Source organism: Clostridium sediminicola, from assembly GCF_050402865.1.
Taxonomy (GTDB): Bacteria; Bacillota; Clostridia; order Clostridiales; family Clostridiaceae; genus Clostridium_AF; species Clostridium_AF sediminicola.
This window is the reverse complement of sequence record NZ_BAABMF010000001.1, coordinates 393592-418569: the sequence shown is the minus strand read 5'-3', so window position 1 is coordinate 418569 and position 24978 is coordinate 393592. Positions and strand designations below refer to the sequence as shown.

General features: G+C 28.7%; 34 protein-coding genes, 1 pseudogene and 1 riboswitch. Of the genes and pseudogenes, 29 read left to right on the top strand and 6 right to left on the bottom strand.

What is annotated here, in order from left to right; translation table 11 throughout:
- Window positions 1-253: 253 nt before the first annotated feature.
- From ACQ3F0_RS01985 to ACQ3F0_RS01970, 4 genes are all read left to right on the top strand, one after another.
- Entirely contained in the window at window positions 254-787 is a 534-nt protein-coding gene (locus ACQ3F0_RS01985) for a TetR/AcrR family transcriptional regulator (RefSeq protein ID WP_428863350.1), read from the top strand.
- A gap of 105 nt (window positions 788-892) precedes the next feature.
- Window positions 893-1729: an SDR family NAD(P)-dependent oxidoreductase gene (locus ACQ3F0_RS01980; protein WP_428863349.1), complete on the top strand. Its 837-nt coding sequence runs from the start codon at window positions 893-895 to the stop codon at window positions 1727-1729.
- A 221-nt stretch (window positions 1730-1950) separates the two neighbouring features.
- Complete coding sequence (locus ACQ3F0_RS01975; protein WP_428863348.1) at window positions 1951-2517, top strand: GNAT family N-acetyltransferase; 567 nt, start codon at window positions 1951-1953, stop codon at window positions 2515-2517.
- Window positions 2518-2535: 18 nt separating this feature from the next.
- Window positions 2536-2706 (top strand): hypothetical protein, encoded by a 171-nt coding sequence (locus tag ACQ3F0_RS01970; RefSeq protein ID WP_428863347.1) that lies wholly within the window; start codon window positions 2536-2538, stop codon window positions 2704-2706.
- 108 nt (window positions 2707-2814) lie between these two features.
- On the opposite strand, the gene ACQ3F0_RS01965 is transcribed toward ACQ3F0_RS01970, so the two are convergent.
- Entirely contained in the window at window positions 2815-3444 is a 630-nt protein-coding gene (locus ACQ3F0_RS01965; RefSeq protein WP_428863346.1) for a histidine phosphatase family protein, read from the bottom strand.
- Between the two features lie 288 nt (window positions 3445-3732).
- Here ACQ3F0_RS01965 and ACQ3F0_RS01960 point away from each other — a divergent pair, with 288 nt between their 5' ends.
- The 13 genes from ACQ3F0_RS01960 (at window position 3733) to ACQ3F0_RS01900 (ending at window position 13817) form a co-directional block, all read left to right on the top strand.
- Window positions 3733-4554 carry a hypothetical protein gene (locus ACQ3F0_RS01960; protein ID WP_428863345.1) on the top strand — a complete coding sequence of 274 codons (822 nt, stop codon included), beginning with the start codon at window positions 3733-3735 and terminating at the stop codon, window positions 4552-4554.
- Entirely contained in the window at window positions 4551-5498 is a 948-nt protein-coding gene (locus tag ACQ3F0_RS01955) for a YncE family protein (protein WP_428863344.1), read from the top strand. Before ACQ3F0_RS01960 ends, ACQ3F0_RS01955 begins: the two co-directional genes overlap by 4 nt.
- A 101-nt stretch (window positions 5499-5599) precedes the next feature.
- On the top strand, window positions 5600-6046 hold the full coding sequence (locus tag ACQ3F0_RS01950; RefSeq protein WP_428863343.1) for a hypothetical protein: 447 nt from the start codon (window positions 5600-5602) through the stop codon (window positions 6044-6046).
- A 94-nt stretch (window positions 6047-6140) separates the two neighbouring features.
- Window positions 6141-7133, top strand: coding sequence for an STM3941 family protein (locus ACQ3F0_RS01945; RefSeq protein WP_428863342.1), 993 nt, complete (start codon window positions 6141-6143; stop codon window positions 7131-7133).
- A 191-nt stretch (window positions 7134-7324) separates the two neighbouring features.
- A complete protein-coding gene (locus ACQ3F0_RS01940; protein WP_428863341.1) occupies window positions 7325-8053 on the top strand; it encodes a hypothetical protein in 729 nt (242 codons plus the stop codon).
- A gap of 101 nt (window positions 8054-8154) precedes the next feature.
- Window positions 8155-8778, top strand: coding sequence for a hypothetical protein (locus ACQ3F0_RS01935; protein WP_428863340.1), 624 nt, complete (start codon window positions 8155-8157; stop codon window positions 8776-8778).
- Between the two features lie 217 nt (window positions 8779-8995).
- On the top strand, window positions 8996-9817 hold the full coding sequence (locus ACQ3F0_RS01930; RefSeq protein ID WP_428863339.1) for a hypothetical protein: 822 nt from the start codon (window positions 8996-8998) through the stop codon (window positions 9815-9817).
- A 9-nt stretch (window positions 9818-9826) separates the two neighbouring features.
- Window positions 9827-10219, top strand: coding sequence for a hypothetical protein (locus tag ACQ3F0_RS01925; RefSeq protein WP_428863338.1), 393 nt, complete (start codon window positions 9827-9829; stop codon window positions 10217-10219).
- A 331-nt stretch (window positions 10220-10550) separates the two neighbouring features.
- Window positions 10551-11174 carry a hypothetical protein gene (locus ACQ3F0_RS01920; protein WP_428863337.1) on the top strand — a complete coding sequence of 208 codons (624 nt, stop codon included), beginning with the start codon at window positions 10551-10553 and terminating at the stop codon, window positions 11172-11174.
- A 123-nt stretch (window positions 11175-11297) separates the two neighbouring features.
- Entirely contained in the window at window positions 11298-11711 is a 414-nt protein-coding gene (locus tag ACQ3F0_RS01915; RefSeq protein WP_428863336.1) for a hypothetical protein, read from the top strand.
- Between the two features lie 55 nt (window positions 11712-11766).
- Window positions 11767-12219, top strand: coding sequence for a hypothetical protein (locus tag ACQ3F0_RS01910; protein ID WP_428863335.1), 453 nt, complete (start codon window positions 11767-11769; stop codon window positions 12217-12219).
- A gap of 54 nt (window positions 12220-12273) precedes the next feature.
- Window positions 12274-13191, top strand: coding sequence for a hypothetical protein (locus ACQ3F0_RS01905; RefSeq protein WP_428863334.1), 918 nt, complete (start codon window positions 12274-12276; stop codon window positions 13189-13191).
- A 20-nt stretch (window positions 13192-13211) separates the two neighbouring features.
- The gene (locus ACQ3F0_RS01900; protein WP_428863333.1) at window positions 13212-13817 is read left to right on the top strand and encodes a hypothetical protein; all 606 of its coding nucleotides are present in this window, start codon (window positions 13212-13214) and stop codon (window positions 13815-13817) included.
- Window positions 13818-14023: 206 nt separating this feature from the next.
- Here the strand turns inward: ACQ3F0_RS01900 and ACQ3F0_RS01895 are convergent, their stop codons facing one another.
- From ACQ3F0_RS01895 to ACQ3F0_RS01875, 5 genes and pseudogenes are all read right to left on the bottom strand, one after another.
- Window positions 14024-14254 carry a hypothetical protein gene (locus ACQ3F0_RS01895; RefSeq protein ID WP_428863332.1) on the bottom strand — a complete coding sequence of 77 codons (231 nt, stop codon included), beginning with the start codon at window positions 14252-14254 and terminating at the stop codon, window positions 14024-14026.
- A gap of 1 nt (window position 14255) precedes the next feature.
- Window positions 14256-14516 carry a DUF3990 domain-containing protein gene (locus tag ACQ3F0_RS01890; protein ID WP_428863331.1) on the bottom strand — a complete coding sequence of 87 codons (261 nt, stop codon included), beginning with the start codon at window positions 14514-14516 and terminating at the stop codon, window positions 14256-14258.
- On the bottom strand, window positions 14498-14638 hold the full coding sequence (locus ACQ3F0_RS01885) for a hypothetical protein (RefSeq protein ID WP_428863330.1): 141 nt from the start codon (window positions 14636-14638) through the stop codon (window positions 14498-14500). Before ACQ3F0_RS01885 ends, ACQ3F0_RS01890 begins: the two co-directional genes overlap by 19 nt.
- 9 nt (window positions 14639-14647) lie before the next feature.
- Window positions 14648-14758 carry a DUF3990 domain-containing protein gene (locus ACQ3F0_RS01880; RefSeq protein ID WP_428863329.1) on the bottom strand — a complete coding sequence of 37 codons (111 nt, stop codon included), beginning with the start codon at window positions 14756-14758 and terminating at the stop codon, window positions 14648-14650.
- Window positions 14755-14886 (bottom strand): annotated as a pseudogene (locus ACQ3F0_RS01875) (DUF3791 domain-containing protein); the annotation flags it as partial. The pseudogene ACQ3F0_RS01875 and the gene ACQ3F0_RS01880, both read right to left, overlap by 4 nt.
- Window positions 14887-15328: 442 nt before the next feature.
- Window positions 15329-15447: riboswitch (molybdenum cofactor riboswitch) on the top strand.
- 93 nt (window positions 15448-15540) lie between these two features.
- Between ACQ3F0_RS01875 and ACQ3F0_RS01870 the strand changes: the two are divergent.
- The 12 genes from ACQ3F0_RS01870 to ACQ3F0_RS01815 all read left to right on the top strand — a co-directional run bounded on the left by ACQ3F0_RS01870 (window position 15541) and on the right by ACQ3F0_RS01815 (window position 24849).
- Complete coding sequence (locus tag ACQ3F0_RS01870) at window positions 15541-16041, top strand: FMN-binding protein (protein ID WP_428863328.1); 501 nt, start codon at window positions 15541-15543, stop codon at window positions 16039-16041.
- A complete protein-coding gene (locus ACQ3F0_RS01865; protein WP_428863327.1) occupies window positions 16028-17587 on the top strand; it encodes a molybdopterin-dependent oxidoreductase in 1560 nt (519 codons plus the stop codon). Before ACQ3F0_RS01870 ends, ACQ3F0_RS01865 begins: the two co-directional genes overlap by 14 nt.
- A gap of 94 nt (window positions 17588-17681) precedes the next feature.
- Window positions 17682-18251: an ECF transporter S component gene (locus ACQ3F0_RS01860; RefSeq protein WP_428863326.1), complete on the top strand. Its 570-nt coding sequence runs from the start codon at window positions 17682-17684 to the stop codon at window positions 18249-18251.
- Window positions 18235-19728 (top strand): alkaline phosphatase family protein, encoded by a 1494-nt coding sequence (locus tag ACQ3F0_RS01855; protein ID WP_428863325.1) that lies wholly within the window; start codon window positions 18235-18237, stop codon window positions 19726-19728. Before ACQ3F0_RS01860 ends, ACQ3F0_RS01855 begins: the two co-directional genes overlap by 17 nt.
- On the top strand, window positions 19715-20242 hold the full coding sequence (locus tag ACQ3F0_RS01850) for a molybdopterin-dependent oxidoreductase (protein ID WP_428863324.1): 528 nt from the start codon (window positions 19715-19717) through the stop codon (window positions 20240-20242). The genes ACQ3F0_RS01855 and ACQ3F0_RS01850 overlap by 14 nt, the downstream gene beginning before the upstream one ends.
- A gap of 9 nt (window positions 20243-20251) precedes the next feature.
- Entirely contained in the window at window positions 20252-20944 is a 693-nt protein-coding gene (locus ACQ3F0_RS01845) for an ABC transporter ATP-binding protein (protein WP_428863323.1), read from the top strand.
- Entirely contained in the window at window positions 20944-21639 is a 696-nt protein-coding gene (locus tag ACQ3F0_RS01840) for an energy-coupling factor ABC transporter ATP-binding protein (protein WP_428863322.1), read from the top strand. The genes ACQ3F0_RS01845 and ACQ3F0_RS01840 overlap by 1 nt, the downstream gene beginning before the upstream one ends.
- Window positions 21620-22348, top strand: a complete 729-nt coding sequence (locus tag ACQ3F0_RS01835; RefSeq protein WP_428863321.1) for an energy-coupling factor transporter transmembrane component T family protein — start codon at window positions 21620-21622, stop codon at window positions 22346-22348. The genes ACQ3F0_RS01840 and ACQ3F0_RS01835 overlap by 20 nt, the downstream gene beginning before the upstream one ends.
- Window positions 22349-22421: 73 nt before the next feature.
- Window positions 22422-23177 (top strand): molybdopterin-guanine dinucleotide biosynthesis protein B, encoded by a 756-nt coding sequence (mobB, locus tag ACQ3F0_RS01830; protein ID WP_428863320.1) that lies wholly within the window; start codon window positions 22422-22424, stop codon window positions 23175-23177.
- On the top strand, window positions 23164-23826 hold the full coding sequence (locus ACQ3F0_RS01825; protein ID WP_428863319.1) for a BUD32 family EKC/KEOPS complex subunit: 663 nt from the start codon (window positions 23164-23166) through the stop codon (window positions 23824-23826). Before mobB ends, ACQ3F0_RS01825 begins: the two co-directional genes overlap by 14 nt.
- Window positions 23823-24503, top strand: a complete 681-nt coding sequence (locus tag ACQ3F0_RS01820; RefSeq protein ID WP_428863713.1) for a HesA/MoeB/ThiF family protein — start codon at window positions 23823-23825, stop codon at window positions 24501-24503. Before ACQ3F0_RS01825 ends, ACQ3F0_RS01820 begins: the two co-directional genes overlap by 4 nt.
- A 121-nt stretch (window positions 24504-24624) precedes the next feature.
- Window positions 24625-24849, top strand: a complete 225-nt coding sequence (locus ACQ3F0_RS01815; RefSeq protein ID WP_428863318.1) for a MoaD/ThiS family protein — start codon at window positions 24625-24627, stop codon at window positions 24847-24849.
- Window positions 24850-24978 lie beyond the last annotated feature (129 nt).

Here is a 24978-nt window from a genome sequence, read left to right as displayed (position 1 = left end):
TTTTAGTAAATAGGACACGTAGTAATTCAGTTATTCGTGAGGAATTAAAATCCACTATTAGCACCGGTCCTAATTATAACCCACTCTTTGTTTTTTGCTATTAAGTTAAATAATATAGAAAAAGTAATCTTACGGAGCAAAAATTACAGAGCCTTTGTGCAAAAACTTAAGAATTGTAAATAATATTATTTCAAAAATAAAATATTAATGTTATAATTTTGTACACACTCGTAGGAGGTTCTTTCTACTTCCTATGCAAAAAATAAGTTTTAATTTTACATTAAGTGAGGTGAAAGATATGCCTAGTGAAGTGTTTTTTAGACTATCAGAAGAAAAGAAGAATAGAATAATAGAGAGTGCAAAGGAAGAATTTAATTCAAAAGGTTTCGAAAAAGCCGCAGTAGTTAGAATATGTGAACTAGCAAGTATACCACGGATTACATTTTATTCTTACTTTGACTCACTAGATGATATATATAACTATATTTATAATAATCAATCCTCAGAATGTAGTAGAATTTTTAATGATCAAAATATCGTCAGTGGTATCAAGGATAGTCAGTTAGATATGGAGACATTTTTAGAGTTTGAGGCTTATTATTTAAGAATGGTTGCATCTAAGTATGGGTTAAAGAAGCTTTATAATACAATAAATGATAAACCTATAGAAGAGAGATTGATTCTAAATTTACTTATATCCCTCTTTACCCAATATGAAATGGGTATTATGTCTAGAAAGGCATTAGTATATGAATTCAATTCGTTTATAAAACAATTGAATACTTAATATATACACATTTAGAACACTGTATATTGAGAGTGAGGATATTATAATATACAATTTTGTTATAAAGAATAAAGATAGCTATCTATTTATAAGGAGATTATAATTATGAAAAAAACTGCTTTAATTACAGGATCAACAGATGGTATTGGTAAAGCTCTTGCTCTTTCTTTAGCAGAGGAAAGATATAGCATACATGTATTGGGGAGAAATAAAGATAAAGGTGAGGAAGTTATAAAGTCTTTAAATAAAATTCATCCTAAGGGTGAACATAAATTGTATATTGTAGATCTTTCTACTGTGGAAAACAATAATAATTTCTTAGATGAGTATATTAGAAATCATGAGCATTTAGATTTGTTAGTTTTAAATGCAAATGCAATGTTCAAAAAAGTTAAGACAGGTAAGGACGGAATAGATTTAGCATTTATAATAGGGTACATGTCCAGATACATGTTTAGTGTAAAACTTGATGAATTATTGAGGAAAAGTAATACTCCAAGGGTTGTTCATATAGGTGGAGCAACTATGGTTTCACAAATTCAATATACTAATTTAAGAACACCAAAATATAAACTTTTAAAATCCACAGCTATGGGATTTATGGCAAATAATCTTCTAACTTATCATGCCAATAAAAATGGTCTCACCGATGTTCCATACGAGTTTGTTGAGCCAGGTATAGTAAATACCAATACAGTTAAGAATCAAAATATTATTGTAAGATTTCTTTCAAAAATAATGGGTATGATCGAACCAGAAGAAGCTGGAAGACTCATAAAGGAACACATAATGGAAACAAAAAGCAAAGATGTTTATGGGAAATTCTATAATAAGAAAAATGAAAAACAACCCAAAAAAGAAGTTGTTTATGGAGAAGAAGCCTTTAAAGAACTATTAACATTTTCTAAAGAAGTTTCGGGATTACAATTTACTACCACTTAACTTATTATATCAATACTAGATGGTTAATGGTGTCTGTAAATGAGCTTTTTATAATTATATGGGAATCATGTTATAATTATTTCGGAATAGATTGCGTCAGTATATCTAAAAAATATTAAAATAACAAAGTTGGAGAGTGGAAAAATAGAAAGAAATCATTATTCCTGATATTATTATATTTGAAAATATACAAATATAAGAACTATAAGGGGGTGCTACTTGTGAATAGTAATTTATCATATGAAAATCTAAAGGAAATCAAATTAAAAAATGGACAGTGTGTAATTTTAAGAAGACCTAGAGTTGAGGATGCAAAAGAAATGATTGAGTATCTTAATGTGGTTGGGGGAGAAAGTGATAACTTGTTATTTGGAGTAGGTGATTTTCATTTAACTTTAGAACAAGAAATAGAACACATTAAAAAAGTTAATAATGATGAGAATACTTTAATGGTAATAGGAGTTGTGGATGGGAAGGTTATTAGTATATCTCAAATTAATAACCTACATAGAAAAAGAATAGCTCATAATAGTGAAATTTCTATTTCAGTTAAAAAAGATTATTGGAGAAATGGTATAGGTAGTGCTGTTATGGAGGAATTAATTAAGTTTGCTAAAAATAATGGTATAATAAAAAATATGAGCCTTGGAGTAAAGGCAAGTAATGTGAATGCTATCAAATTATATGAGAAATTTGGATTTGAAAAGGTTGGGGTTCATAAGAATTATTTTAATGTGGATGGAAATTATGATGATGAAATATTGATGGACCTTTGTATTGATAAATAAACAAATGGAGGTATTTAAATGTTGAATTTAAAATCTTCTTCAGATAAAAAAGATAAGTCAGAAGTTCTAATAGAAAATGAAGAAGTATTAGAAAAAGGAAAAGAAGAAAGCACACAGGAACAGGACGAACTAAGCGATTGGGATGACTATGATTATCTAGGTGATTATCCTTATCCACGTTGGGGTTAAGTTTCAACCTAAAAAGTTTGCTGGGTCACTCATTTAAAGGGATTATCGATATTTTGATAATCCCTTCCTAATTTCATAAAAAATTATAATCTAAATCACACAACATATTTAAACTACAAGCTTAACATCCTCTGACTCATTAAGATGAGAAGCATCAGCATATAACTTAATCCTTGCTTCATCAGTTATTTCTACAACACTTATACTACCACCTTCTACGAATGGCGCATCCCAAAAAGTTGTGAAGGAACGGTTCTCAAAATGTGAAAGAATGGTTTTAATAGTTAATGCATGAGATACAATCAAAATGTTATCTCCTGAATTTTGTTCAATAATTTTATTAACTTCTGGTACAACTCTATTTTTCAAACCCTCGTAGTCTTCTCCACCAATAGATGTATACTTATCTGCTGCATTAAAGAGAGCCCAATAATTTTCAGAATATTTACCTTTAACATCTTCAATCAATTGACCTTCCCATTCACCAAAGGACATTTCTCTTAGACCTGACGATTTCTGAATCTTTTTTTCATCACCTGCAATGATAGTTGCTGTTTGAAGAGTTCTACCTCTGTCACTAGAGTAAATTGCATCAAATGGAATTTTTTCTAATGCTTTCTTAGCTTTTTTAGCTTGATTAATGCCATGGTCAGTTAGACCTGAATCCTTCCATCCTTGTAAACGTCCTTCTAAATTCCAAAGTGTTTGTCCATGACGGACTAAGTATAATTTTGTCATTCTATCTCCTTTCATTTTATAACGTAATAATACTAGTATGATTAATGATAATGCCTCGTTTGGTTAATTGGGCCGTATAAAAAGCTACATTATAAAAACTTACAGCTATAATTATATAATATCTAATAAATAATTGCGAGTAAAGACAGCATGTGTAATTATTGGTAATTATCAAATCTGTGTATAAAATTCGATAAAATCTCTGTATAATTTAGGTGTAATAAAAACAATTATAACAGATATAAAATATGTTGAATCAATACAGTATAACTATATGGAGGGATATGGATGAATAGAAAAGGGGTTTTGTTTTTAGTCATTCTAGTAACGTTTTTTATTGGGAGTGGTATTTATAGTATCAGTTCTCTAAGAAAAAACGAGTTAAAGTTTTATGAAAGCATACCTGGAGACGTTGAAAAACTTGCTAAAGATACACTGGTTAATTATGAAAAAGAATCTATTGAAGAGATATATAACAATTTTGTTGATGAGGTAAAAAACTTTCAAGATGCTCGAATAAAGTTAAATGAAATAACTAAATATGTAAAGTCAAAAGGTAAAGTAGATGAAGTAAATATTGTTGGATATAATAAGTCTTTAAATAATAGTAGAAATAGTAGAAATAGTAGAGAATTTCACTCAATAACATATGAACTGAAGGTTGATTCAGGGTATTTGTTATACATAGTTCAAATTACTAAAGAAGACAATACATATAAACTTTTTAGAACGGATTTTAATGAAATTGAAGAATCATTAAGTACACTAAACGGATTCAATTTTAAAGATAAGGGTGTTATTCATTATGTAATTCTATTTCTTGTGATAGGACTATTACTATTTAATTTTATTACTGCGGCAATATGTTTTAGTAGTACAGCGAAAAGAAAAGTATTATGGTGCATATTTATTTTATTTGGAATTGCTACAGTAGCCTTTAATTGGACTACTGCAGAATTTGGATTTAATTTAATATCATTTCAAATACCATCTGCTACTATTAGAAAAACAAGTTTTAATGGACCTTATATTATGACCCTTAACTTCCCTTTAGGGGCTGTGTTATATTGGCTTAAAAAGCATAAAGAAAATACATTTAAAACCTTATGAATAATTTTAAATATATAAAAAAATTTAAAAAATCTGGGTTTATTCAGTATTCACCAAAACAAAATTATATATTAAATATTTCGGGGAATCAGATTATTGTTACAGATGCTAAAACTCTTGACAAGGTTCATATTTTTAAAACAATAAAATACCCTGGTCAAGTTACATTTTCTTTTGGTGACATAGATATGATAGCGTCAGGAAGTACCATGAAAAAACTAGCCGTTTTTAATCTAGAGGATATGTCAGTGATTAGCACATATAGAATAACAAAATTAGATGAACCGCAAGATTGTAATATCTATTTTTCACCAGATAATAAAAAAATAATCTGTGGAATTTATGAATTTAATAATAGTAAAATATCTGTACTAGATTTAGAATCTTCAAAAATTGAAGATATAAAGATAGTTGATGATAGCATTATTAAAAAAATTGAGTACTGTATAAGTGATAATTCATATCTATTTTATATATTTCAGAGAAGAGGATACATAATTAATGGAGAAGAATATTCTAAAACATATATCTTAAAATGGAAATATCCTTTTGAAGTAAATGAGCCAATAAAAATCGAAACAGATATATTATTAACATGGTCAGATATAAGTTATAACCATTATGTTAGTCAATATGCACTTTATGATTCACGTAATAAAGCATTAGTGATAACTGATGAAACACTAAACAAAGAATTGAAGAGATATGTTGTACCTGATAGAAGAATAGGATATTTTAATATCTTAAAATGGTCTCTTGATGGTAAACATATAGTATTAGTATTCTTGAAATCAGTAAAACTTATAAGAGTTAGTGATATGCAATGTGTTAAAGAGTTTAAGGTTTCTTTTGGATTTTATTCAGAGTTTTCTCCAGACGGGAAGCTACTGTTAATTGGAACAATGAGTAGTGGTTATTTAGTTGATATTAATGAAGTTTTATAAGCGAGTTTCATTTTCAGTTTTTGGTAGTACTCCTGAAGTTGTGACAATAACTGGAAGTTATTGCTTGCTAAGAACTATAGAATTTTTTGAGGAGTGAGTAAATGAATATACTAACTTTATATTTCGTAAAAACTATAATTATTAGTTTAATTGCAGCATTTGTATTATTAAAAGATTGGAAGAAATCTGTTAGCAAAGCTACATTAAAAAAGATTTTTAAAAAGAAGAAATTAAATTATGATAAATTAAAGAAGAATATATTAATATTAAAAAGGTTATTTATTCTTTTATGTATTGTAGGTATTTGTTATTTAAATATTGATATCTACAAGGATTATATTTATCGTGATTTTGAAGAGGGAGAAGGTGTAGTAACTGCAATAGAAAGTAACCGCAATAGAGGTTTTGTAACAAGAGGGATTTCTATTGATTTCAATAGCTATGAACTTCCTAATGACTTTGAAGATTTAATAGAAAAAGGTAAAAAATATGAGTTCGTTAATACAAAAAGAAGTGGTTTAATATTGGAAATACGTGAGATTAAATAAGTAACTGAGGTTTTTATAGAGAGCAAAAAATTGAAAATAAATTCATAATTTTTGTCAGTTGGAAATGTTTACTTATGAAGAGGAGGAAATATATATGAAATCTACGGAGTTATATAATCTGCCATATTATCAGAAGATGAAATTATCTAAGGGACTTAGTATTCTTTTTTCGTTTTGTGCAATCATTTTTGGAATTGGTGCAGTTTTTTTTCTAATTATTGTGAGAAAGGATGATCCAGTATTTGGTCTACTATATGGCTTATTTATGTTAGTATTAAGTGGCTTTTTTGTTTATGCGATTATGCTTCCAAAAATAGTTAGAAAAGGTTTTATCGAAATAACTACGGAATATATAAAAATTTCTACACAATTTAAAGATTATATAGCTTATTGGAATGAAATATCTGATATAAATGTTTATAAATTTAATAGTAATACTATGATGGGAATCTTACTTAAGAAGGATATAGCTAAAAAAACAAAAAGAACGGTTTCCAATTCACTTAATTCACTTTATGGATATCCACCGTCTTCTTTTCAAGTATCACTATCATTATTTAAAGATCTAGATGTTGATAAATTGTTATTAACCATTCAACATCAAGTAAATCAGACTAACATGAATTATGATAATTCAATAGACGATATGATTAATGATGAAGTACAAGTTGAAAATAATATATTTAAAGCAATTACAGGCGCATTCTTACTTTCTATTTTCCTTAGTCTTATCTACGGATATACTATATATAAATTTGAAACAAACTATATTGCAATCCCGATTTTTGCGTCATTATTTATTATTGCAGTATTTAATAAATATTATATGGAAAATAAGTTTAGCTTAGGTATAAGGTTATTACTAGGAATTATTTGCTTAATACAACCATTTATAGCCTTTGTTGAGCATATTATGTTGACAGCAAAATTGGAGTTTACAATTAATAATATAATGGAAGTAACTATAGAGTATTTAAAATATTTATTAGATAACCCTTTTGAACAGATATTTGTATTAATATGTGCCATTATATGTTTTGGTATGGGAGTTATTAAAGGGCGCGTAGGAAAGAAAGTCAGCGATTAAATGAATATATGCCTAGCTCGTCGGCAAAGCCTCCTCACAAAATACTCCAGACCTAGTTAACGAACTGTTGGTAATTAACAAATATTTAATTAGGTCCGGGGCATTTAGCGACGTAGGCGCAGCTGAATGAGCTTGCCTTTCAGGGGTATTGGTATTAAAACACATAACTTTATAGAAAGGTAAGGGTCAGTATGCCTACTTTAAAAGAAATTGGATTTGATGTACGTTATATACCAAGTGAAGAAGTTGCAGCTTTACTAGTTGGTAAAAGTGAAGAAGAGAGAAATAAAATTACTGTAGAAGACTATAACAAAAATTATAAACAAAGAAATGTTGAGTTTAGATATCAAACAAGATGCATTGCTTCTTTTTATGAGAGGTGTTTTAAATCATATAAGAACGATAAATGCTGGAAGATACTTATCGAGTGTGTACCTAATGTCAATAGAGAACCTATGGCTGTATTAGGTATATATCATGTACAAGTTTCATTTGATATAAATGATTTCTTTAAGCTTGATGACTTAGAGAAGAAAAGGAAAACTTTAGAACTTATCAATACAGCAGTATCAGAAGTAGTAAAAAAAGAAAATTGGGATGAAGCAATATTTGAGAACGCATACAATAGAGTAATCAAAGAAAACTATGTTAATAAATGGGTATGGAAGAAACCAAAGAATAACCCAGGAAGAAAATATCTTGCAAAAGTTCTTCTTGAGCATGATATATATTCTTGCGATATAAGCATCATAATAACAGATAAAAAAGAACAGGTAATAAAGAGAAAACTTGTTGTTAAAGAAAAACCTTCTGAATGGATGTTTGCAAAATATTTCGGCAACTTAAAATGGCTTTCTAACAAAGAAGTAGCATTGATTGATAGAAGTGGTTCCATTGTATGCAGAGTAAATGTAGATTAGATATATTTCGAGAATAATGAACAAAGTCAAGATCTATAGATAGATAAAGTTCCCAAGGGGATATGAACAATAATTGAATTTTTGAATGGAGTTGAAGTAGAGTGTATAGAATTAGTATTAATGAAGAATTGGAATTTGATGTTTATAAAAAGTTAATTGATTTTGCCTTTGAAAAGTCAGATGCCATTATGTCAGTAACATATAGGTTTAGTGAAGATATTGAATCAAGATATACTATAAAAGATAAGAGTATATATGATAGTGAAGAGGAATACTTAAGATTTTTAAAGATTTATGAGAGAATGAAGAAAGAGGCGTATGAATATCATCGTATATTTAAAAATAGTACAGAACAGTTTTTGGAAAAGATGAGACCTTATTTGATAAAAATTAGAAATCATCCAACTGAATGGCCAAGTTGTATGATAACTTTTGATCATCCAGATGACGGTGTAGATATATGTACTTATAGAATTTGTAGTGAAGTAAAGAGTTATATATTACAGGGAAAAGGATTATTTAATTGGAAATACCCTAACTTACCTGATGACTTATGTTTTTTTCTAAATGGATATTGTTGGTTTTGTACTGTTTCACATGAAGGTTATGCCACAATGTTTTTATCTGATTTTAAAGAAGTAGAAAAATTAAGAAAGATTGGTTTAAAATTTGAATTAACAGAGTGTAAAGATGAGGAAGTAAAGTTATTTCATGAAGATTATTAGTAGCTTATGTAAATATGTAAAAATACTGTGAAACATATATAAAGGCTATGAAAAAGTACCGGTGCTAGTTAGAAGCCAAAAACTATCCACTTCATTTCAAGTTTTTGGTAGTACCCCTGGGGTCGTGGCAATAACTGGAAGTTGTTGCTTGCTAAAAAGGACACCCTTTATTGGTAATATTATTTATGAATTATTTAATTTAATAGGAGATATACAGATGAATACATTTCAATTAATTTCATTTATATTAGAAGCAATATTCTTAATTTGGCTTAGTATAGGAATAGCACTAACACCAAACTTATTTACAGGAAGGCTAGAGAGTTTTGGGCTTGACAAGAATATTAGAACTAGGGGTTCTGACATTTTAGAAAGAATTTTAGCAATAGCCATATCCATAGTTTTTCTATTTTATTTTACACTTCCTTACTTAAAAGATTTACCCTTGTTAGTTACAGGTAATTTTAAACAGACAATTGGAATACCTGGAAATATTGAATCAGAAGATAAAACTCTATTTGAGTACGTATATATAAATGAAAAAGAAGTTAAATACTTGTTTACTTCTGAATTAGATAACCTTAATCTTTATAAGATTAAATATCTTCCCAATACAAAAAGAGCAATTTTTACAAAATATATTGATATAAATAATACGGAAATAACTAAAAATATTAGTTTTCCCTATAAATATTTTTTACTTCTATTTGTGGTTATTTTAGGAATTATAGTTTCAGTTTATTTACTTTATATGAGTTTAAAGTACTTAGGATATAAATTGTTTTGGTATTCATGCATAGCCTTTTACCCCATGAGTATTTATAGATTTATAAAGTATGGTCTGAACACAGGTATTTGGTTAACTATTGATAGTATTGGGTTTGTTGCTTTAGTCTTTGGATTAACTAGTTTTATATTTTTGATTATATTTGACATCCTTCAGAACAGAGGAAGAATAAGAGGGGTCATTTCAAGTTTTTCAGCTCAGATAGTGGGTGTTACTAATATTATTTTTATTGTGATGGAGATTTTAAACTAAGGATAGCTAATGTCTAGAAATAAGGTACTAAACGCCATTTATGGTGAATATACCAGAGTGTACATACCACATAAAACTAAATCAATATTAGACATATCAATAGAATTTGATGAAATAGAGTGTATTATTGAAATAGCACAAGCTCATTTCCATTTTCAAGAATATGAAGATGATAATGAAAGAATTGAAGACGTTATTTCACTTGTTTCTAAAATAATGAAAACAACCATAGAAGTTCATACTTTTTACAAAGGTAAAAAAGTAGTAAAGATACAACCTTACTTTATGAGTGAAAATGGAAAGAAAGAACCTTTCCAAGTATCCTTATACAATTACCTTGCTCTTATTAATCCATTTTTGAAGGTGAGGAAAGTTGTTAAAAGAGGATCTTTTTTTAGATAAGGGGTAATTGTAAAGAAGATATCTGGTGCCGAAGATTATTTATTATTAAGAATATTGAAAGGATGTTTAATATATGGACAAACATTACTTTCGTCAAGCAATTTTTAGGTCTTGCAATATTATTTAAGGCATTAGTAGATTTGAAAAAAGTAGCAAATAATTTGAATAATTAAATATAGCGTAATTGAAATTATGATATTTTCAATTTCAGGTTTAATAAGATTTGCCATTAATCTATAAGAAATAAATTAATTTATTATTGGGAATTTATCAGCTGTTATGCAATAGTTAGAGCAAATTAAGTTTAACTTAGGAAAAAGGGGATGATGTCTTGGGGAAAAGAAATAAAAAAAAGAAAAAAAGAGTTAAAACTAGAAGAAGGCATGAAGAGAGTAAAAAAAGAACTTTCTGTCAAAGGTGCGTGAATAAATCTTTTAGAATTTTAGCTTTATCAAGTATATTAGCAATTGTAATGAATGTCGCTTTTATGGCTAATATCACAATACCAGTAGAATTGTACTTTATTATTATGTATTCTATCAATATTGTTGCTATTGTATTTCTTATTTCTGGACTTTGTAATAATATAATAGATAATAAAATTTGGGACAAGAAAGACTATAAAAATTCATTGTTTGATTGGGGTGGAGGAGTATTCTTTTTAATAATTTTGGTTTTTATTTTAAAGAGTTTTTTCATTCCAATGACAATGGACTTACCTAGAGTTGTTACTGGAAGATATGAAGAGATAAATGGTTCAGTTAAATATATAAAATCAAATTATGGATCAACGAGGAAATGGTTTGAACCTATTCAATATGTTCATTTTAAAGAAGAAACATCAGGTGAAATTATCAAAATTACATTTCATGTAAGTAAAACAAAAGTAGGATATGCAGCAAAAAAACTGTATTACTTACCTAATACTAAGTGGGGAATAAAAGCTGAATTATAAGATTAATTAAATTATTTAAAAATAGAAATTTTGAATCCATTTCTTATCAAAGAAAGAATTTAAATTATTTCGTTTATCGAAAAACTTTGGTTAAGTATAGTAAATAGTATCTAGGAGGTAAGCATGGACATATTCAAATATATTGAGAATAATAAGAAATTAGTAAAATATATAAAGTATTTAATAGTAGTTTTATTAGTTATACCAGTTATTAATCAATTATTTTTCAGTTCTCTTCCTTTAATTCAGCGCTTGGCTTGTGCTTTTTTATTACCAGTTTTAGTTTTTTTATTAGGTATTGCGGATATATATATTATTTTAGGGATTCATCTCAAGACAAAGTTTTTTTCAAAGAAATATATAAATAATGGAAGTAAGTTTTTTATTATTTTGGGTATCATAGGTATGATTTTAAATACTACAACTATGTTAGGTTACGTAAATTCAATTAATAGGGCTATAATGATATCCTTTATTTATTTTTGTTTTGGTGTGGCAATTGGGGCTAACAGACTTAAAATTAAAACAATGGAGTAATAGATGTCCTTTTAAAGTTACCAGGTAAAGTAAAGATGGCTAAGGAAGTGATTTGATGAATTTTTCAAATTTAATCAATTTAGAAAATGTTTATTTAGATAGTATAAGTGAACCTAACGATAATCATCTTTGTCTTACTTTCAATAGGAGCAAAACAAATACAGTTCCTGAATCAATAGATATTGGTGGAAATGTAATTAATAATGTGTATTCTATTGATATTGATTATAGATTACCTATCATACAAATAGATTTTGAATCGTATATTGGATATTCAATTTTGAATGAGAGTTATACAGGGCAAGATGATTATGAGATATTTGAAGGTAAATGGTTTAGGATTTATAGTAAGTCAAGATATTTAGATTTCATAAAGAGTGGAACTATTGCTACAAAAGATTATCCAGGTCCATTTAAACATTATGGAATTATATGTTTTAATCATATAATTGATATCGTTTCTGTGTCAGAACCTATTATAAAAGAAATAGTAAGAACTGAGATTTAAATATATCTGTATGTAGTTATAAGTTATAATACATTATTTAAAGGAGAGATTTAAATGGCATTTCCACGACTAAAACAATTTGCCTCTAAAATGGGGTGGAGAATTGAAAAAGGCATTGCTTATGGTGAAGAGAATGGATACCTTTTTACGCTTATAGATGGACCAGGTTTTAAAATGTTTCTTACACCACTTCCATCAGTTACTGAGGAAATAAAAAATGAAATATTGGATTATTTAAATGAAAATAAGAAAGAATTGCAAATCCACGAATTTTTATTTGATGATGATGTATTAGCTGTAAAACTTAAAGAATCATTTAAAAGTGCTTCAGTTGAAGTTATGAATAACTTAGTAAGTGAGTTAACCAATTTTCTTAAAAGTAAGGGTGTAAATGGGAAGGGTTGCTGTATTTTCTGTGGTATTGATAATGCAGAACAAACAGTTTATATAGATAATTTAATGTTCTCAGCTCATGATGAATGTTATTCAAGAGAAGTTGCTGCAATGGATGAAGCAGCAAAGGAATATGATGAAGAAGACAAGAATTATGGTAGTGGAATTATTGGTGCGTTACTAGGTGGTATTGTAAGTTCGATACCTTGGGTAATATCTCAAGTATATTTTGAAAGTATGGCTGTAGTTTTTGCTATACTTATTAGTCTAGGTTCTTTAAAAGCTTACTATTTGTTTAAAGGAGAATTGGGACGAGCTACTAAATGGATTGTTGCATTTTCTACTTTATTTTCAGTTGTACTTGCACAATTTGGAGTTATGGCAATTATATTTATTAAGTACAAGATCCCTGTGGAATATGAAAGTTTTGTAAGACTATTTAAAGATCCTGAAATGGCAAATATTTTCAAGGTAAACCTTAGATTAGGACTTTTTATGGCTTCATTAGGAATAATTAGATTATTCTTTGAATTAAAGGGTGATGCGAAAAGTTTTTTGCCAACAATGGAGAAGAAGTAAATTTTCGAAAGGAAAAAAATATGGCAGCTTTAATTTTAGTGATATTGTCATTAATTATAATAGTATATGGAATTCTAATTTTTCTAGGTAAAAAGTTTATAATTCCAAGGGCTATAGAGCGTTTATACTGGGTATTATGGGCATGGACAAGTGTTATAACCACGAGTATTTCAGATGGACCTATAGGTATTGTTATATTAATAATTGCAAGTTTTATTGTTATTTTATATGCGGTTGAATCTGAAAAAAACAAATTTATTATTTGCAATATTGGAACTGAACGTATTATTGAAATAATTCAAAATTATTTAAAACTTAAAAGAGTAAACACAATAAAAGAAGATAATAGAGTTATTTTATTAAACAGATATATCGGGGAGATTAATATAGAATATTACTCTGAAGGTACATTAATTGATTTAGGAATGATTAAGAAAAGAAAGTTACGCGGAGATTTACTAAGGAATATTAAAGCACAATTAAACAAAATTAAGAGAGAAAAATATTCATATCATGGTATCCTGTACTTAATAATTGGATTTATAGGTATACTTCTATTTAGAGTAAAAGCATTAAAATATCTTATGGTATTAATAGCCACCTTTATTTCAAATAATTGTCCTTGAGAAACATAAAGAGAGAGTATTGTTAGATAAAGTGGAATATTTTTAAGGATTCTATAAAGATATTTTGTCATAAAAAAGAGGGCATAACCACACATTATTTTTATTTAACGTCTCAACTATAAAAACGAATAATTTATTAAAATACCGTAAGATTCATTTTTGCACCTATCCCTATAGACAATCCAGGTATTTTTGATTGTCTATAGCTATTGTTCTTTTTGAAGGATAACACCATCGATTAATTCATCCTTCAACAATTCATATACATAACTTGGACTTTCAATATATAATCCAGTTTCAACATCTGATTGCTTAACAAATATTTGAGAATTGTATACGATATCCATTGCTTTTTCTATATCGTAGTCGTTATCTTCATATAGAAATTTTATTAATTCTTGGGTTACACCTTCAATTAGTTCTTTTTTTACATCCATATTATTTACCTCCAACTAATTTAAGATATTTCAATGATTCTTTAGTGTGGAATGAGTATTGATTTGAAACTTTTTTATATTTCATTTCTTTAACTAATATATCAATATAGATTAATCCTCTTTTGAATGTTCTAAATAATAAAGCTAAATCATCATCAGCAACAGGGCCAACAACTAAATCATATTTATTATCATTATTACAATTTAAAGTACTAGTATTTGAGAAATTTCTATCTCTGTTATTTAATACAAAAGTTGCCATTCTTTTGTAGGACTTTCAAATATCTTTACATTTAAATCATTAGATTTGTAACTACTCTCATTAAAATCAAACTCATTTATATATGGATTTCCACTATAAATTCTAGCAACTCTCTTAGCCATTAAATAAGCTTACTCTTTTATGCCGGTACAATAAAATCCTTTCCCGAAATCTTTGTATGGTCTACATTTTTCTAAATCGATTGTTGTTATGATTGTATTTGAGCCATGGTATAACTTCATATTAAATATCCTCCATTTTTCTCTGCAATTATCATAATGTCATCTATTGCTTCATCTATACTTAATGTATGTTCTATTTCGTAATTCTCATTAAGAAATTTTATTGCATTATATTTGTGTAAATAATTGAAAGCATCTTTATAATTTTAAAAAAATCTATCTGCAAATTCATTAACACAGACTACCATGTAATCTATTTCTTTCAAAGATGTATGATAACAAGTACAAAGGTTTTACAGCAATAGAATTACCAGTCCGTTACTCTACATGAAAAAAATATTTTTGCTATTAGCAAGCTCAATCTAAAGGGATCATAAATACCCAGAGGGCCATGAATATATATTAACAAATTATCAATAAAAGAAATTTATATCTAGGAGACGTTATTAGAAAGTGAAGGTGACGAATCTGCTATATACTTGCTATAGCTTGCACAATATCTCAAAAAAACAACTTAATACATGGGAATCCTACAAAAAATTTATTGATTTAACAAAAAATAGGGCGTATAATATTGTATATATTTACATATTAGGGAGTGGTGATATTAAATAGATAAAAATACATAAAATAATTTGCAATCTCTGAGCTGTTTTGGTCTAAGGATAAGTCTATGAGTTAACAGCCGATGGGTATTTTGAGAAATTAGAATGCCTCCCGTTTTGGAAAGGAGAAGCTTAATTTTGGGTCTTTCCTTTTAATTTTAGGAAAGTTTTTTTTATGGGGGATTTCAGTACAAGTATAAAATAAGTTTCACAATGAAATCCTTATATGGAGGTATGATGAAGGGGAAATCTTTATTTATTTTATTGTTTATTACTGCATTACTTTTGTTTTTGTTCAATGGTTGTGCGAGAGATAGTTACTCAGATGTAATGACTAGTAATAATTATGATGAATTTAATAGACTTAAAGAATATGAAACTGAAAACATTTTCAGGGTATATGAAGTAGAAGATGGCAAGATTATTCAACTAGTTAGAATTCAAGGTTATGAGGAAAGTATGGAATTGATTTTTGAAATCAATGGAGAAGAAGTAAACAACGTGATTTTATTAAATGAAAATGAAACAGAGAATTACGGAGGATATGTAAGGGAAGAGTGGTTCTTGAAAAGATTATATGTACCAATAAAAGAAAAGGTACAAGTAGTGAAGATGGCTAAAGAAAAAGAAAACCAGGTTGTGGCTATAACAGGTGCTACTATAACAACTAGAGCAGCTGTTAAAGGTTTAAACCTATGTATAGAAAATTATAGGGGGATAAAAAATGAGAAAAAATAAATTGAAAGTATTAGCAATGGTAATGGTTGTTTTATCTGTTTTTATGCTATCAGCATGTGGTAAAAATAGCAAAAGTACTTCTAGCGTTAGTAGTGGTAGTGAGTATACCTACGAAGGAAGTTTGAAACTCACAGGATTGGATGAGGAATTTGAAGTTGCCTATAATGATATTTATGCTATGGAAACTGTAACAGAGCATATGAAAAACTTAACTTCAGCTGGAGAGTTAAAGGAAGTTGATGTTACAGGTGTTAAGCTGGATGATATTTTAGCCTCAAAGAATATTAGTCAAAAGGATTTTGAAGTTATTAGATTAATAGCTGGGGATGGATACTCTATTGATGTACCAGCAGACATTATATCCCAAAAGGATATTGTTTTAGCTTTTGAATTTGATGGAAAACCCTTAGAAGATAAAGCTAAACCTATGAGGGCTGCAATTAACGATGTTCGTACAATGTATTGGGTTTCAAATTTAAAGGAAATTAATTTCTCTAAGAAAGGAAATTCAGGAGCAGAAGCTAGTAGTGGAAGTAATAAGGTTATTTTCTTAGAAACTGCGATGAAAAGTTTAGAAGAGCATGATTATACTTATTATGAAAAGACAGATAAAGCTGTAAAAGTTGATGATTTATTTAAAGCATATATCCCAACTGCATCTTCAGATGTGAATTTCGTTGCTGCAGATGGATTTGAAAAAAGTGAAAAAATAGATGTATTATTACAAGGTTACATAAAAAATTCAGGGGAAGATGTTCCTCTATTTTTATCACCAGACCTTCCAAAAGGAATGCAAGTTAAAAACATTCTTGCATTGAGTTGTGCAGACACAAGTTTTGTTTCAGCTGCACATTCAATTGAAACTTTAACTTCCAAAGAAGTACAAGGAGCTAAAGGAGCAGCTTTAGAAGAAGTTGCTAAAGTTGGGAATTTAAAAGCTGATTCATATTTAATTACTGCTGCTGATGGATATAATGTTGAAATAACTAGTGAAGATTTATCTAAAGGTATATTATATAAAAATAATGATGGATTATATGCTGTTAAGTTTTCAGAGGATTTACCAAAGTCAACTAATATTAAGGATATAATTAGTATTGAAGTATCTAAAGGAGAAAAAGCAGTTGAAGGCGATAAGAATAATGAAACAGCATCAAAAACATGGGAAATAACATTTGAAGGGTTAAGTGATGGCTCGTTTGTTCTAGGAAATGAAAAAGCTGAAAGTAAACTTACTTTAGTTTCTATTAAAGCTACTAAAAAATCTAAAAGTGGTGAAGAATTTGTACAAGCTTGGGATGGATATAAAGTTTTAGATGTATTGAAATTTTTACATGTTGAAGATTTTAAAGCTTTAAAAGTGGTTGCTTCTGATGGATATGAAATGGAATTAACTAAAGATGAAATAGATGATGATTCAATTTTAGGAGTTTCTGTTGACGGAGAAAAGTTAAGCGATGATACAAATTTAGTACAATTTGTTTCTAAAGGCTTACCTAGTAACAAATGGGTAAAAGGAGTTAGTAAAATTATAGTAGTACAATAAGTTACAATTGACAGTTTACAGTGCTCAGTTGACAGTGAAACACCTAAAATTGTCAACTGTAATCTGTAAACTGTCAACTGATAAAGGGGTTTTTATGAAAAGAAAAAAGAGTTTATTATCAAAATTTAGTATATTTGAAATTATTGTTATAGCATTAATGGCAGCTGTAGGATTAGCCACTAAACCAATAATTGTACCTTTGGTACATGTGATTACAGGTCCCCTTTTTATACCTGGTGGAGCTGTAGCAGGTGGTTTTTATATGCTCTGGATAGTTTTAGGGGCAGGATTAATTCCAAAAAGAGGGACAGTTACATTGATTGCCCTTACTCAAGCTATTATCGTTGCAGTCACTGGTACATTTGGTACTCACGGTATTATAAGCATTATTACCTACACATTGCCTGGATTAATGGTTGATGTTATTTTTGTTTTGATAAGAAGGAGAATTACTTCATCCATAGATTTCTTTTTAGCAGGTGTTATTGCCAATTTGAGTGGAACCTATTTATCAAATTTAGTTTTCTTCAAATTACCGCTTATTCCTTTGGTGTTAAGCTTGGCTACCGGAACGCTATCAGGAGGTCTTGGAGGAATTATTGCATACGTACTAGCAAAAAGAATAAAAAATATGGGGATTGAAGGAATTGAAGGAATTGAATAAAAAGATAAAAATACTGTGGTTGATTTTAATATTATTTATAATGGTAGCTTGCTCTGCAGAAAAACAGAGTTTATCAAATTTAAGAGTAATGGGAGATGCATATGCTGTTGACACTTTTAGTGAAGTGTGGGAAAAATCAGAAAAAACTACTATTGAATATAAGGATGGAAAAATCGAAGGTGTAGATTTTGCTAAGTTCATTTCAGGCTTTGAGCCAGTATATGATAACTATTCTGTAAACTTAAGAGCTGATGATGGCTTTTTGATTAATATGGATAAGAAGGGCTTGGAAGAAACATATTTGGCTTATTCAAATGATGATGGTTGGGTATATGTTTCAAAAAAGCATCCGGTAAATAGTGGTATCAAGAACATAGATGAAATAAGAATTATTGGAAATAGCAGAGAAAAAAATTATGATTTTGGTTTAAATATTATAGCTGGTGATAAAACATACAACTATACCATTGGAGAACTTTATAATAAAAACTATTCAATAATTCCTTTTTCTGATGGGGTATCAAATAAAGATTACAATGGTGAAGAATATACCGTTGAAGTCTTAAAGGAAAAAAAGGTTTTTAATCTTGAAGAGTTAGTAGAGGAGCAGCTTGAAAGCTTTATAATTATGGATAGCAGTGGAAAATATGAGTATTTTTCAAGTCCCAAAGGATATATAGAGCTAAGAGAAAATACTTTAAATTATATAATTCCTGAAGAACATACTGTATTTACAGATATAAAGGGGATTTTGGTGAATCCTCCAGCTGTTAGCGTTATGGATACCTATTATGACTCATTATATTATTTAGAAAAGGATACAGATGTAATGGTACTTTTTATAGATGGTTTTTCTTATTATCAATATGAAAAATATAAATCTGAATATGGTGAATTAAATATCACCAATTATAAAGATGCCATGAAAGCAAATACAATTTATAAACCAGTCACAAACTCAGGTTTTGCGGCTATGATTTCTGGAAAATCTCCTAAGGAAAATGGAGTTTTAAATAGAGACTTTAGAGAATTAGCTGTAGATACTATTTTTCATGAAGTTGAGAATTTAAATAAAAAGGGTGCTCTAATTGAAGGAGACATAAAAATATTAAATACAGAAATTGAGCCAATGCTTAATTTGGATTCCAATAAGAATGAATACACTGATGATGAAGTTTATAAAACAGCTTTAGAAGAAATTGAAAAAGAAAATAACTTTTTACTTGTACATTTTCATGGGTTGGATGATGCTGGACATGACTATGGTCCTAATGGAGAGAAAACCATTGAAAGATATAAGATTATTGATACGTATATTGGAGATTTGGTTAGCAAGTGGAAGGGAAAAGTTATTATTACCGCAGACCATGGAATGCATTCAACGGATGATGGAGGGAGCCATGGAGAGTTTAGAACTGAAGATATGTATATACCTTATTTAATAATGGATGGAGGGGAAGTAAATGAAGATGAGTAAGAATAAGACTATTTTAGCTTCAATTGTAGGTGCATTGGTAGTTATAATTGCAGTGTTTGCCTTTCTAAATAAGGATGCTGTTGAAGAAAAAAAGACATTAAATAATGATTCAATATTTATAGTCATGAATAATGGAGAAGAGATTAAAAAATATAATATGGAAGAGGTAAGAGGGTTAGGTGAGACAAAATTTAAAGCAAATCTAAAGAAAAATGGTAAGGATCCAATTGAATATGAATACACTGGTGTATTGCTAAAGAATTTATTCCAAGATGCAGGTGTTTCTTTAGATGGAAAAGAGGCAGTTGTTATGACAGCGGCTGATGGTTATGCTACATCAGTTGAGATAAAAAAGGTCCTTGAAGATGATAATGTGTATGTAGCATTCATGAAAGAAGGAGAAGCAATTGGTACTAAAGAAGAAGGTGGAAAAGGTCCTTACCAAATAATAATCAGCAAAGATCAATTTAGTCAGTATTGGTGTAAGTATGCATTATCTGCTGACGCTAAATAGGAGATTTCTATGAATGAAAACTATCCAGTGAAAATTAATAATTTGAAATTTAAATATAAAAGCAGCAAAGATTACATATTAAATGGAATCAATCTTAAGATAGGTAAAGGTGAGGTTATCGCAATTACAGGGTTAAGTGGTTGTGGTAAAACTAGCCTTATGTATTGTATAAACGGAATAATTCCCAAAAGATACAATGGAGATTTTTCTGGAGAAGTTTTGATAGATGGAAAAAATATTAGTGAATTAGAGGTTGAACAGGTTGCTACTATGATAGGAACGGTTTTTCAAGATCCTGATACACAAATAGTTTTTTCAAATGTAGAGGATGAGATAGCCTTTAGTTCTGAGAATTTGTGTGTGGAAAAAAGTGAAATATTAAAAAGAATGGATGATATAACTGAGCTATTAGATATACAACGCCTTAGAGGGAGAAATCCCAGAGATTTATCTGGTGGAGAAAAGCAATTAATAGTAGCGGCCTCTGTATTGATTTTGGGTATAAATATTCTGATTTTAGATGAATGCATGTCTCAAGTTGATGAAAAGGGTAAAAAACTCATGAAGAGAGCAATTTCAAAGTTAAAAGAACAAGGTAAAACTATAATAATGGTAGAACATGAGGAAGAAAACTTAGATATAGTAGATAAGGTTTATAAACTAGAAAGAGGAGTTCTATCTAGAGTTAAAGGGGATATTTAGTGCATAATTATGGGAAAAATCCAGAAAAAGAGTTTATAAGAGTAGAGAATCTCCACTTTAAATACAGAAAAAAAAATGTAATAGAGGATATAACCTTAGGGCTAAAAAAAGAGGAATTTGTTTCTTTGATTGGGCCTAACGGAAGCGGGAAAACAACTTTAGGAAAGCTTATAACAGGTATTTTAGAATTTAACAAGGGTAAAATTTTTGTAGATGATAGAAATATTAAAGAATTGACATTAGCCTATATAGGAAAGAAAATCGGTTACTTGTTTCAAAATCCATCTATGCAAATATTCGCAGCCAATGTTTATGATGAACTTCAATTTGCAATGAGATTTAACAAAGTGGATAAAGACACTATACAGAGAAAAACTGAAAAAATCTTAAAAGAGTTTGATTTGGAACACTTAAAAGAATCTAAGTGTCATACTTTAAGTCAAGGGGAAAGGCAGAGACTAGCATTAGGAACGATTTTTCTAAATGATCCTAAATATTTGATCTTGGACGAACCTACAACTGGATTAGATAAAAAAAGAAAAGAGCAACTCAGCCAAACTCTACAAGATATAAATGCCAAAGGCATAGGAGTTTTAATGATAAGTCACGATATTGATTTTGTAGATAAACATTCAAAAAGAATTATTGAATTAAGAGATGGGAGAATTTTTAAAGATGAGAGATGTGGATCCTAGAACAAAGATTGTAATTGTTATCTGTATTTCAACATTAGCCGTTTTGATACAAGATATGTACTATTTAACTGCAATTCTCTTACTTTCGATTTTGGCTGGTCAAATTTTCAAAAGTAATATTTTTTTTGTGATTAAGAAACTCAGAAAGATGATTTATATACTAGTAGGTATTGTTATTATGCAAAGCCTTTTTATCAATGATGGTAATGTTCTTATTGGTATATATAATTTTAAAATAATAACTGATGTAGGGCTTATAAAAGGTATAGAGTTTTTTATGAGAATTTTTATAATAATTCTTTCTGGAAGTATACTTGCCACATCAAACTCTAGAGAAATCATACAAGGACTAGTTCAATGGAAGCTTCCTTATGATTTAGCTTTTATGGTATCCATTGGTATAAAATTTTTGCCTATTTTTATAGAAGAAATGAAGGATGCCATGACTGCAATAAATCTAAGGGGTATAGATATAAAAGCTTTAAAATTGAGAGAAAAAGTGCAGCTATATTCTTATATATTTACCCCAGTGGTGGTTGGTACTTTTACAAAAGCACAAAAACTTTCAATGTCTATAGAGGCAAGAGCATTTAGAGCTTATAATACAAGAACTAGCATATTAACATTGAAATTAAAAAATAAAGATTATATATTTATGTTTATTAGTATTTTAATAAGTTTAGGAATAGCAGTTAGTTTTTATAGATGATAGATATATGAGACACTGCGCGGTAGTGCTAACACTATAAATCGTGATTTAGAAGAAGGTTGGTGATGTTATTATGAAGGTTTTTTCAGTTATAGGGTATACACAATCAGGAAAAACTACTACCATTGAAAAAATAATAAAAGAACTGAGAAAGAGAAATTACACTGTAGGAAGTGTAAAGGATATTCATTATGAAAAGTTTGAAATTGATACTGATGCTTCAAATACACATAGACATAAGGTGGCAGGTTCTCAGCTAGTAACAGCAAGAGGGTTTTACGAGACAGATATTTTATTTCAAGAAAAATTAAATATCTATGATATATTAAAATACTATGATTATGATTATGTAGTATTAGAGGGTGTTAGAGATATAAATGCTCCAAAAATCATAACTGCTGTAAAAGAGCAAGATATTGAAGATAGGCTAGATTACAGTACTTTTCTTATATCCGGTAAAATTGCTGACAGAATTCAGGAATATAAAGAGATAAAAGCTCTAAGTGCTATGGATGATATAGAAAAATTAGTGGATTTCATTGAAGAGAATACTTTTGAGTTATTGCCTGATTTTGATGAAAAGTGTTGCAATGAATGTGGATATAATTGCAGAAAGATGTGCGAAATGATTATTAAAGGAGAAAAGCACAGAACTGACTGCAAACTAAGCAATGACAGAGTTTCCGTAAAAATAGACGGCAAAGAAATCACTATGGTTCCTTTTGTGGAAAAACTTGTAAGAAACTCCGTTTTAGCTGTTGTAGGCGAGTTAGAAGGTTATAAGGAAAATTCTAAGATAGAGATTGAGCTAGGTTATGGTGAAAATTAAAGATTTTCACTCTAAAAGAAACAAGGTTAGTTTAGTTAAAATTAAGAAGGAGAAGTATATTTATAAAGTTCACTCTAAAGAAAATTCTTTTAATCTAGAAAAGAATTTTTATCTTAAATTACAAGAAAATAAAAATAACTTTATAAATGTACCACGTTTAATATCTTATAAAGATGGTAGTAAAACTATATTTCTTCAATATGTTGAGGGAACAACTTTATTGGAAGAATTAGAATTATTAGAAGAAAAAAATAATAAAAAAGCTGAAATGGACTCAGCTAACTTAATTATAGCTTTATATAAATGGATTGAGGATTTTTATAAATTGGATTTTGTGAAAAAAGAGAAATTCTATTTAAATGATATTAATTTTAGAAATTTTATAATTAAAGATGGAGAGATTTATGGAATTGATTTTGAAGACATAACAAAAGACAGAAAAAGAGAGGATATAGCTGAGATTATTGCTTTCTATCTAACATATGACCCTTGTTTTACCAATTTCAAAAACTCTGTGATAGAAAAAGTGATTCAGTATTTAACGAAAGAAAAAAAGTTAAAACATAAAGAATTAAATCAAAATATAAAAGATGAGTTGGAGAAAATCCAAGAGAGAAGAAGTAAAAGAAAGAAGTGGTGGTTGCTATAGAGAGATATTCAAGAAATCAGAATTCTATTACAAGAGAAGAGAATATTGTATTAAAAAACAGTAGTGTTTGTATCATAGGTTGTGGAGGTTTAGGTGGTTACATTATTGAAACTTTGGCTAGGATAGGCATTGGTCTAATTACTGTTGTTGATGGTGATACATTTGATATATCGAATTTAAACAGGCAACTTTTATCAGATGAAGAATCTATAGGATTTAACAAAGCTTTAATAGCGAAAAATAGAATGAGTAAGGTTAATTCAGAGATAAAAGTTATTGCTATTCCAGAAATGCTAACTGAAACCAATGGTATGGATATAATAAATAATCATGATGTTGTAATTGATGCATTAGACAGTATTAAAACTAGGTTGCTTTTAGATAAATTATGTGAAAAAGCCAATATTCCTCTTGTACATGGAAGTATTGGTGGCTGGTATGGTCAAGTAGCAACAATATACCCTGGAGATGGAACATTACGTAAGATTTATAAAGAAGGAATAGATAAAGGTATGGAGGTGACATTAGGGAACTTATCTTTTGTTGCAGCAAATATTGCATCTATAGAAGCGTCAGAAGCAGTAAAGGTAATTTTAAATAAAGGTGTTACTCTTAGAAATAAGCTTCTAGTGATAGATTTTTTAGATATGGAGCAGCAAATTATTGATTTAAAATAATCTATAAAAAATAAGAGAATTATCGATAATGAATAATTCAAAATTAAGTCGGATTTCCTTGCGAAAGGTTTCCATAATCGTGAATTCTTAATTCCTATTAATTAGAATAGGGGGTGAAATATTGAAAATCGAAATAAGGTTGTTTGCAACATTTAGACAGGGACGAGAGAAAAAGCAATTCTTAGACTTTGAAGAGAATACTACCGTTGAGGATGTTTTGAAAAAATTAGATATTGGAAAAGATGAAGTAGCTATTCTATTAATTAATGGACGAGATGGAAGTGTTGAAAGGAAACTCGAGGATGGAGACGTTATATCTATGTTCCCACCAGTTGGGGGCGGTTAAAAACTACATACAGGGTGTGTAGTTTTTATTTGAATAAGAGATATATAATTAGAATAAAAAATTAATAATTATCTATTAAAAATCATATAGATAATACTATGTAAATTGATTCGTTCTGATGCTATATAT

Coding starts and splice junctions, on each gene's coding strand:
- ACQ3F0_RS01940 (WP_428863341.1), top strand. CDS start 7,325: ATGCCTACTTTAAAAGAAATTGGATTTGATGTACGTTATATACCAAGT.
- ACQ3F0_RS01925 (WP_428863338.1), top strand. CDS start 9,827: ATGTCTAGAAATAAGGTACTAAACGCCATTTATGGTGAATATACCAGA.
- ACQ3F0_RS01955 (WP_428863344.1), top strand. CDS start 4,551: ATGAATAATTTTAAATATATAAAAAAATTTAAAAAATCTGGGTTTATT.
- mobB (WP_428863320.1), top strand. CDS start 22,422: ATGAAGGTTTTTTCAGTTATAGGGTATACACAATCAGGAAAAACTACT.
- ACQ3F0_RS01895 (WP_428863332.1), bottom strand. CDS start 14,254: ATGGATGTAAAAAAAGAACTAATTGAAGGTGTAACCCAAGAATTAATA.
- ACQ3F0_RS01835 (WP_428863321.1), top strand. CDS start 21,620: ATGAGAGATGTGGATCCTAGAACAAAGATTGTAATTGTTATCTGTATT.
- ACQ3F0_RS01960 (WP_428863345.1), top strand. CDS start 3,733: ATGAATAGAAAAGGGGTTTTGTTTTTAGTCATTCTAGTAACGTTTTTT.
- ACQ3F0_RS01850 (WP_428863324.1), top strand. CDS start 19,715: ATGAAGATGAGTAAGAATAAGACTATTTTAGCTTCAATTGTAGGTGCA.
- ACQ3F0_RS01880 (WP_428863329.1), bottom strand. CDS start 14,758: ATGAAGTTATACCATGGCTCAAATACAATCATAACAACAATCGATTTA.
- ACQ3F0_RS01825 (WP_428863319.1), top strand. CDS start 23,164: ATGGTGAAAATTAAAGATTTTCACTCTAAAAGAAACAAGGTTAGTTTA.
- ACQ3F0_RS01950 (WP_428863343.1), top strand. CDS start 5,600: ATGAATATACTAACTTTATATTTCGTAAAAACTATAATTATTAGTTTA.
- ACQ3F0_RS01930 (WP_428863339.1), top strand. CDS start 8,996: ATGAATACATTTCAATTAATTTCATTTATATTAGAAGCAATATTCTTA.
- ACQ3F0_RS01890 (WP_428863331.1), bottom strand. CDS start 14,516: ATGGCAACTTTTGTATTAAATAACAGAGATAGAAATTTCTCAAATACT.
- ACQ3F0_RS01845 (WP_428863323.1), top strand. CDS start 20,252: ATGAATGAAAACTATCCAGTGAAAATTAATAATTTGAAATTTAAATAT.
- ACQ3F0_RS01900 (WP_428863333.1), top strand. CDS start 13,212: ATGGCAGCTTTAATTTTAGTGATATTGTCATTAATTATAATAGTATAT.
- ACQ3F0_RS01860 (WP_428863326.1), top strand. CDS start 17,682: ATGAAAAGAAAAAAGAGTTTATTATCAAAATTTAGTATATTTGAAATT.
- ACQ3F0_RS01915 (WP_428863336.1), top strand. CDS start 11,298: ATGGACATATTCAAATATATTGAGAATAATAAGAAATTAGTAAAATAT.
- ACQ3F0_RS01980 (WP_428863349.1), top strand. CDS start 893: ATGAAAAAAACTGCTTTAATTACAGGATCAACAGATGGTATTGGTAAA.
- ACQ3F0_RS01965 (WP_428863346.1), bottom strand. CDS start 3,444: ATGACAAAATTATACTTAGTCCGTCATGGACAAACACTTTGGAATTTA.
- ACQ3F0_RS01970 (WP_428863347.1), top strand. CDS start 2,536: ATGTTGAATTTAAAATCTTCTTCAGATAAAAAAGATAAGTCAGAAGTT.
- ACQ3F0_RS01885 (WP_428863330.1), bottom strand. CDS start 14,638: ATGGCTAAGAGAGTTGCTAGAATTTATAGTGGAAATCCATATATAAAT.
- ACQ3F0_RS01910 (WP_428863335.1), top strand. CDS start 11,767: ATGAATTTTTCAAATTTAATCAATTTAGAAAATGTTTATTTAGATAGT.
- ACQ3F0_RS01865 (WP_428863327.1), top strand. CDS start 16,028: ATGAGAAAAAATAAATTGAAAGTATTAGCAATGGTAATGGTTGTTTTA.
- ACQ3F0_RS01870 (WP_428863328.1), top strand. CDS start 15,541: ATGAAGGGGAAATCTTTATTTATTTTATTGTTTATTACTGCATTACTT.
- ACQ3F0_RS01905 (WP_428863334.1), top strand. CDS start 12,274: ATGGCATTTCCACGACTAAAACAATTTGCCTCTAAAATGGGGTGGAGA.
- ACQ3F0_RS01945 (WP_428863342.1), top strand. CDS start 6,141: ATGAAATCTACGGAGTTATATAATCTGCCATATTATCAGAAGATGAAA.
- ACQ3F0_RS01985 (WP_428863350.1), top strand. CDS start 254: ATGCAAAAAATAAGTTTTAATTTTACATTAAGTGAGGTGAAAGATATG.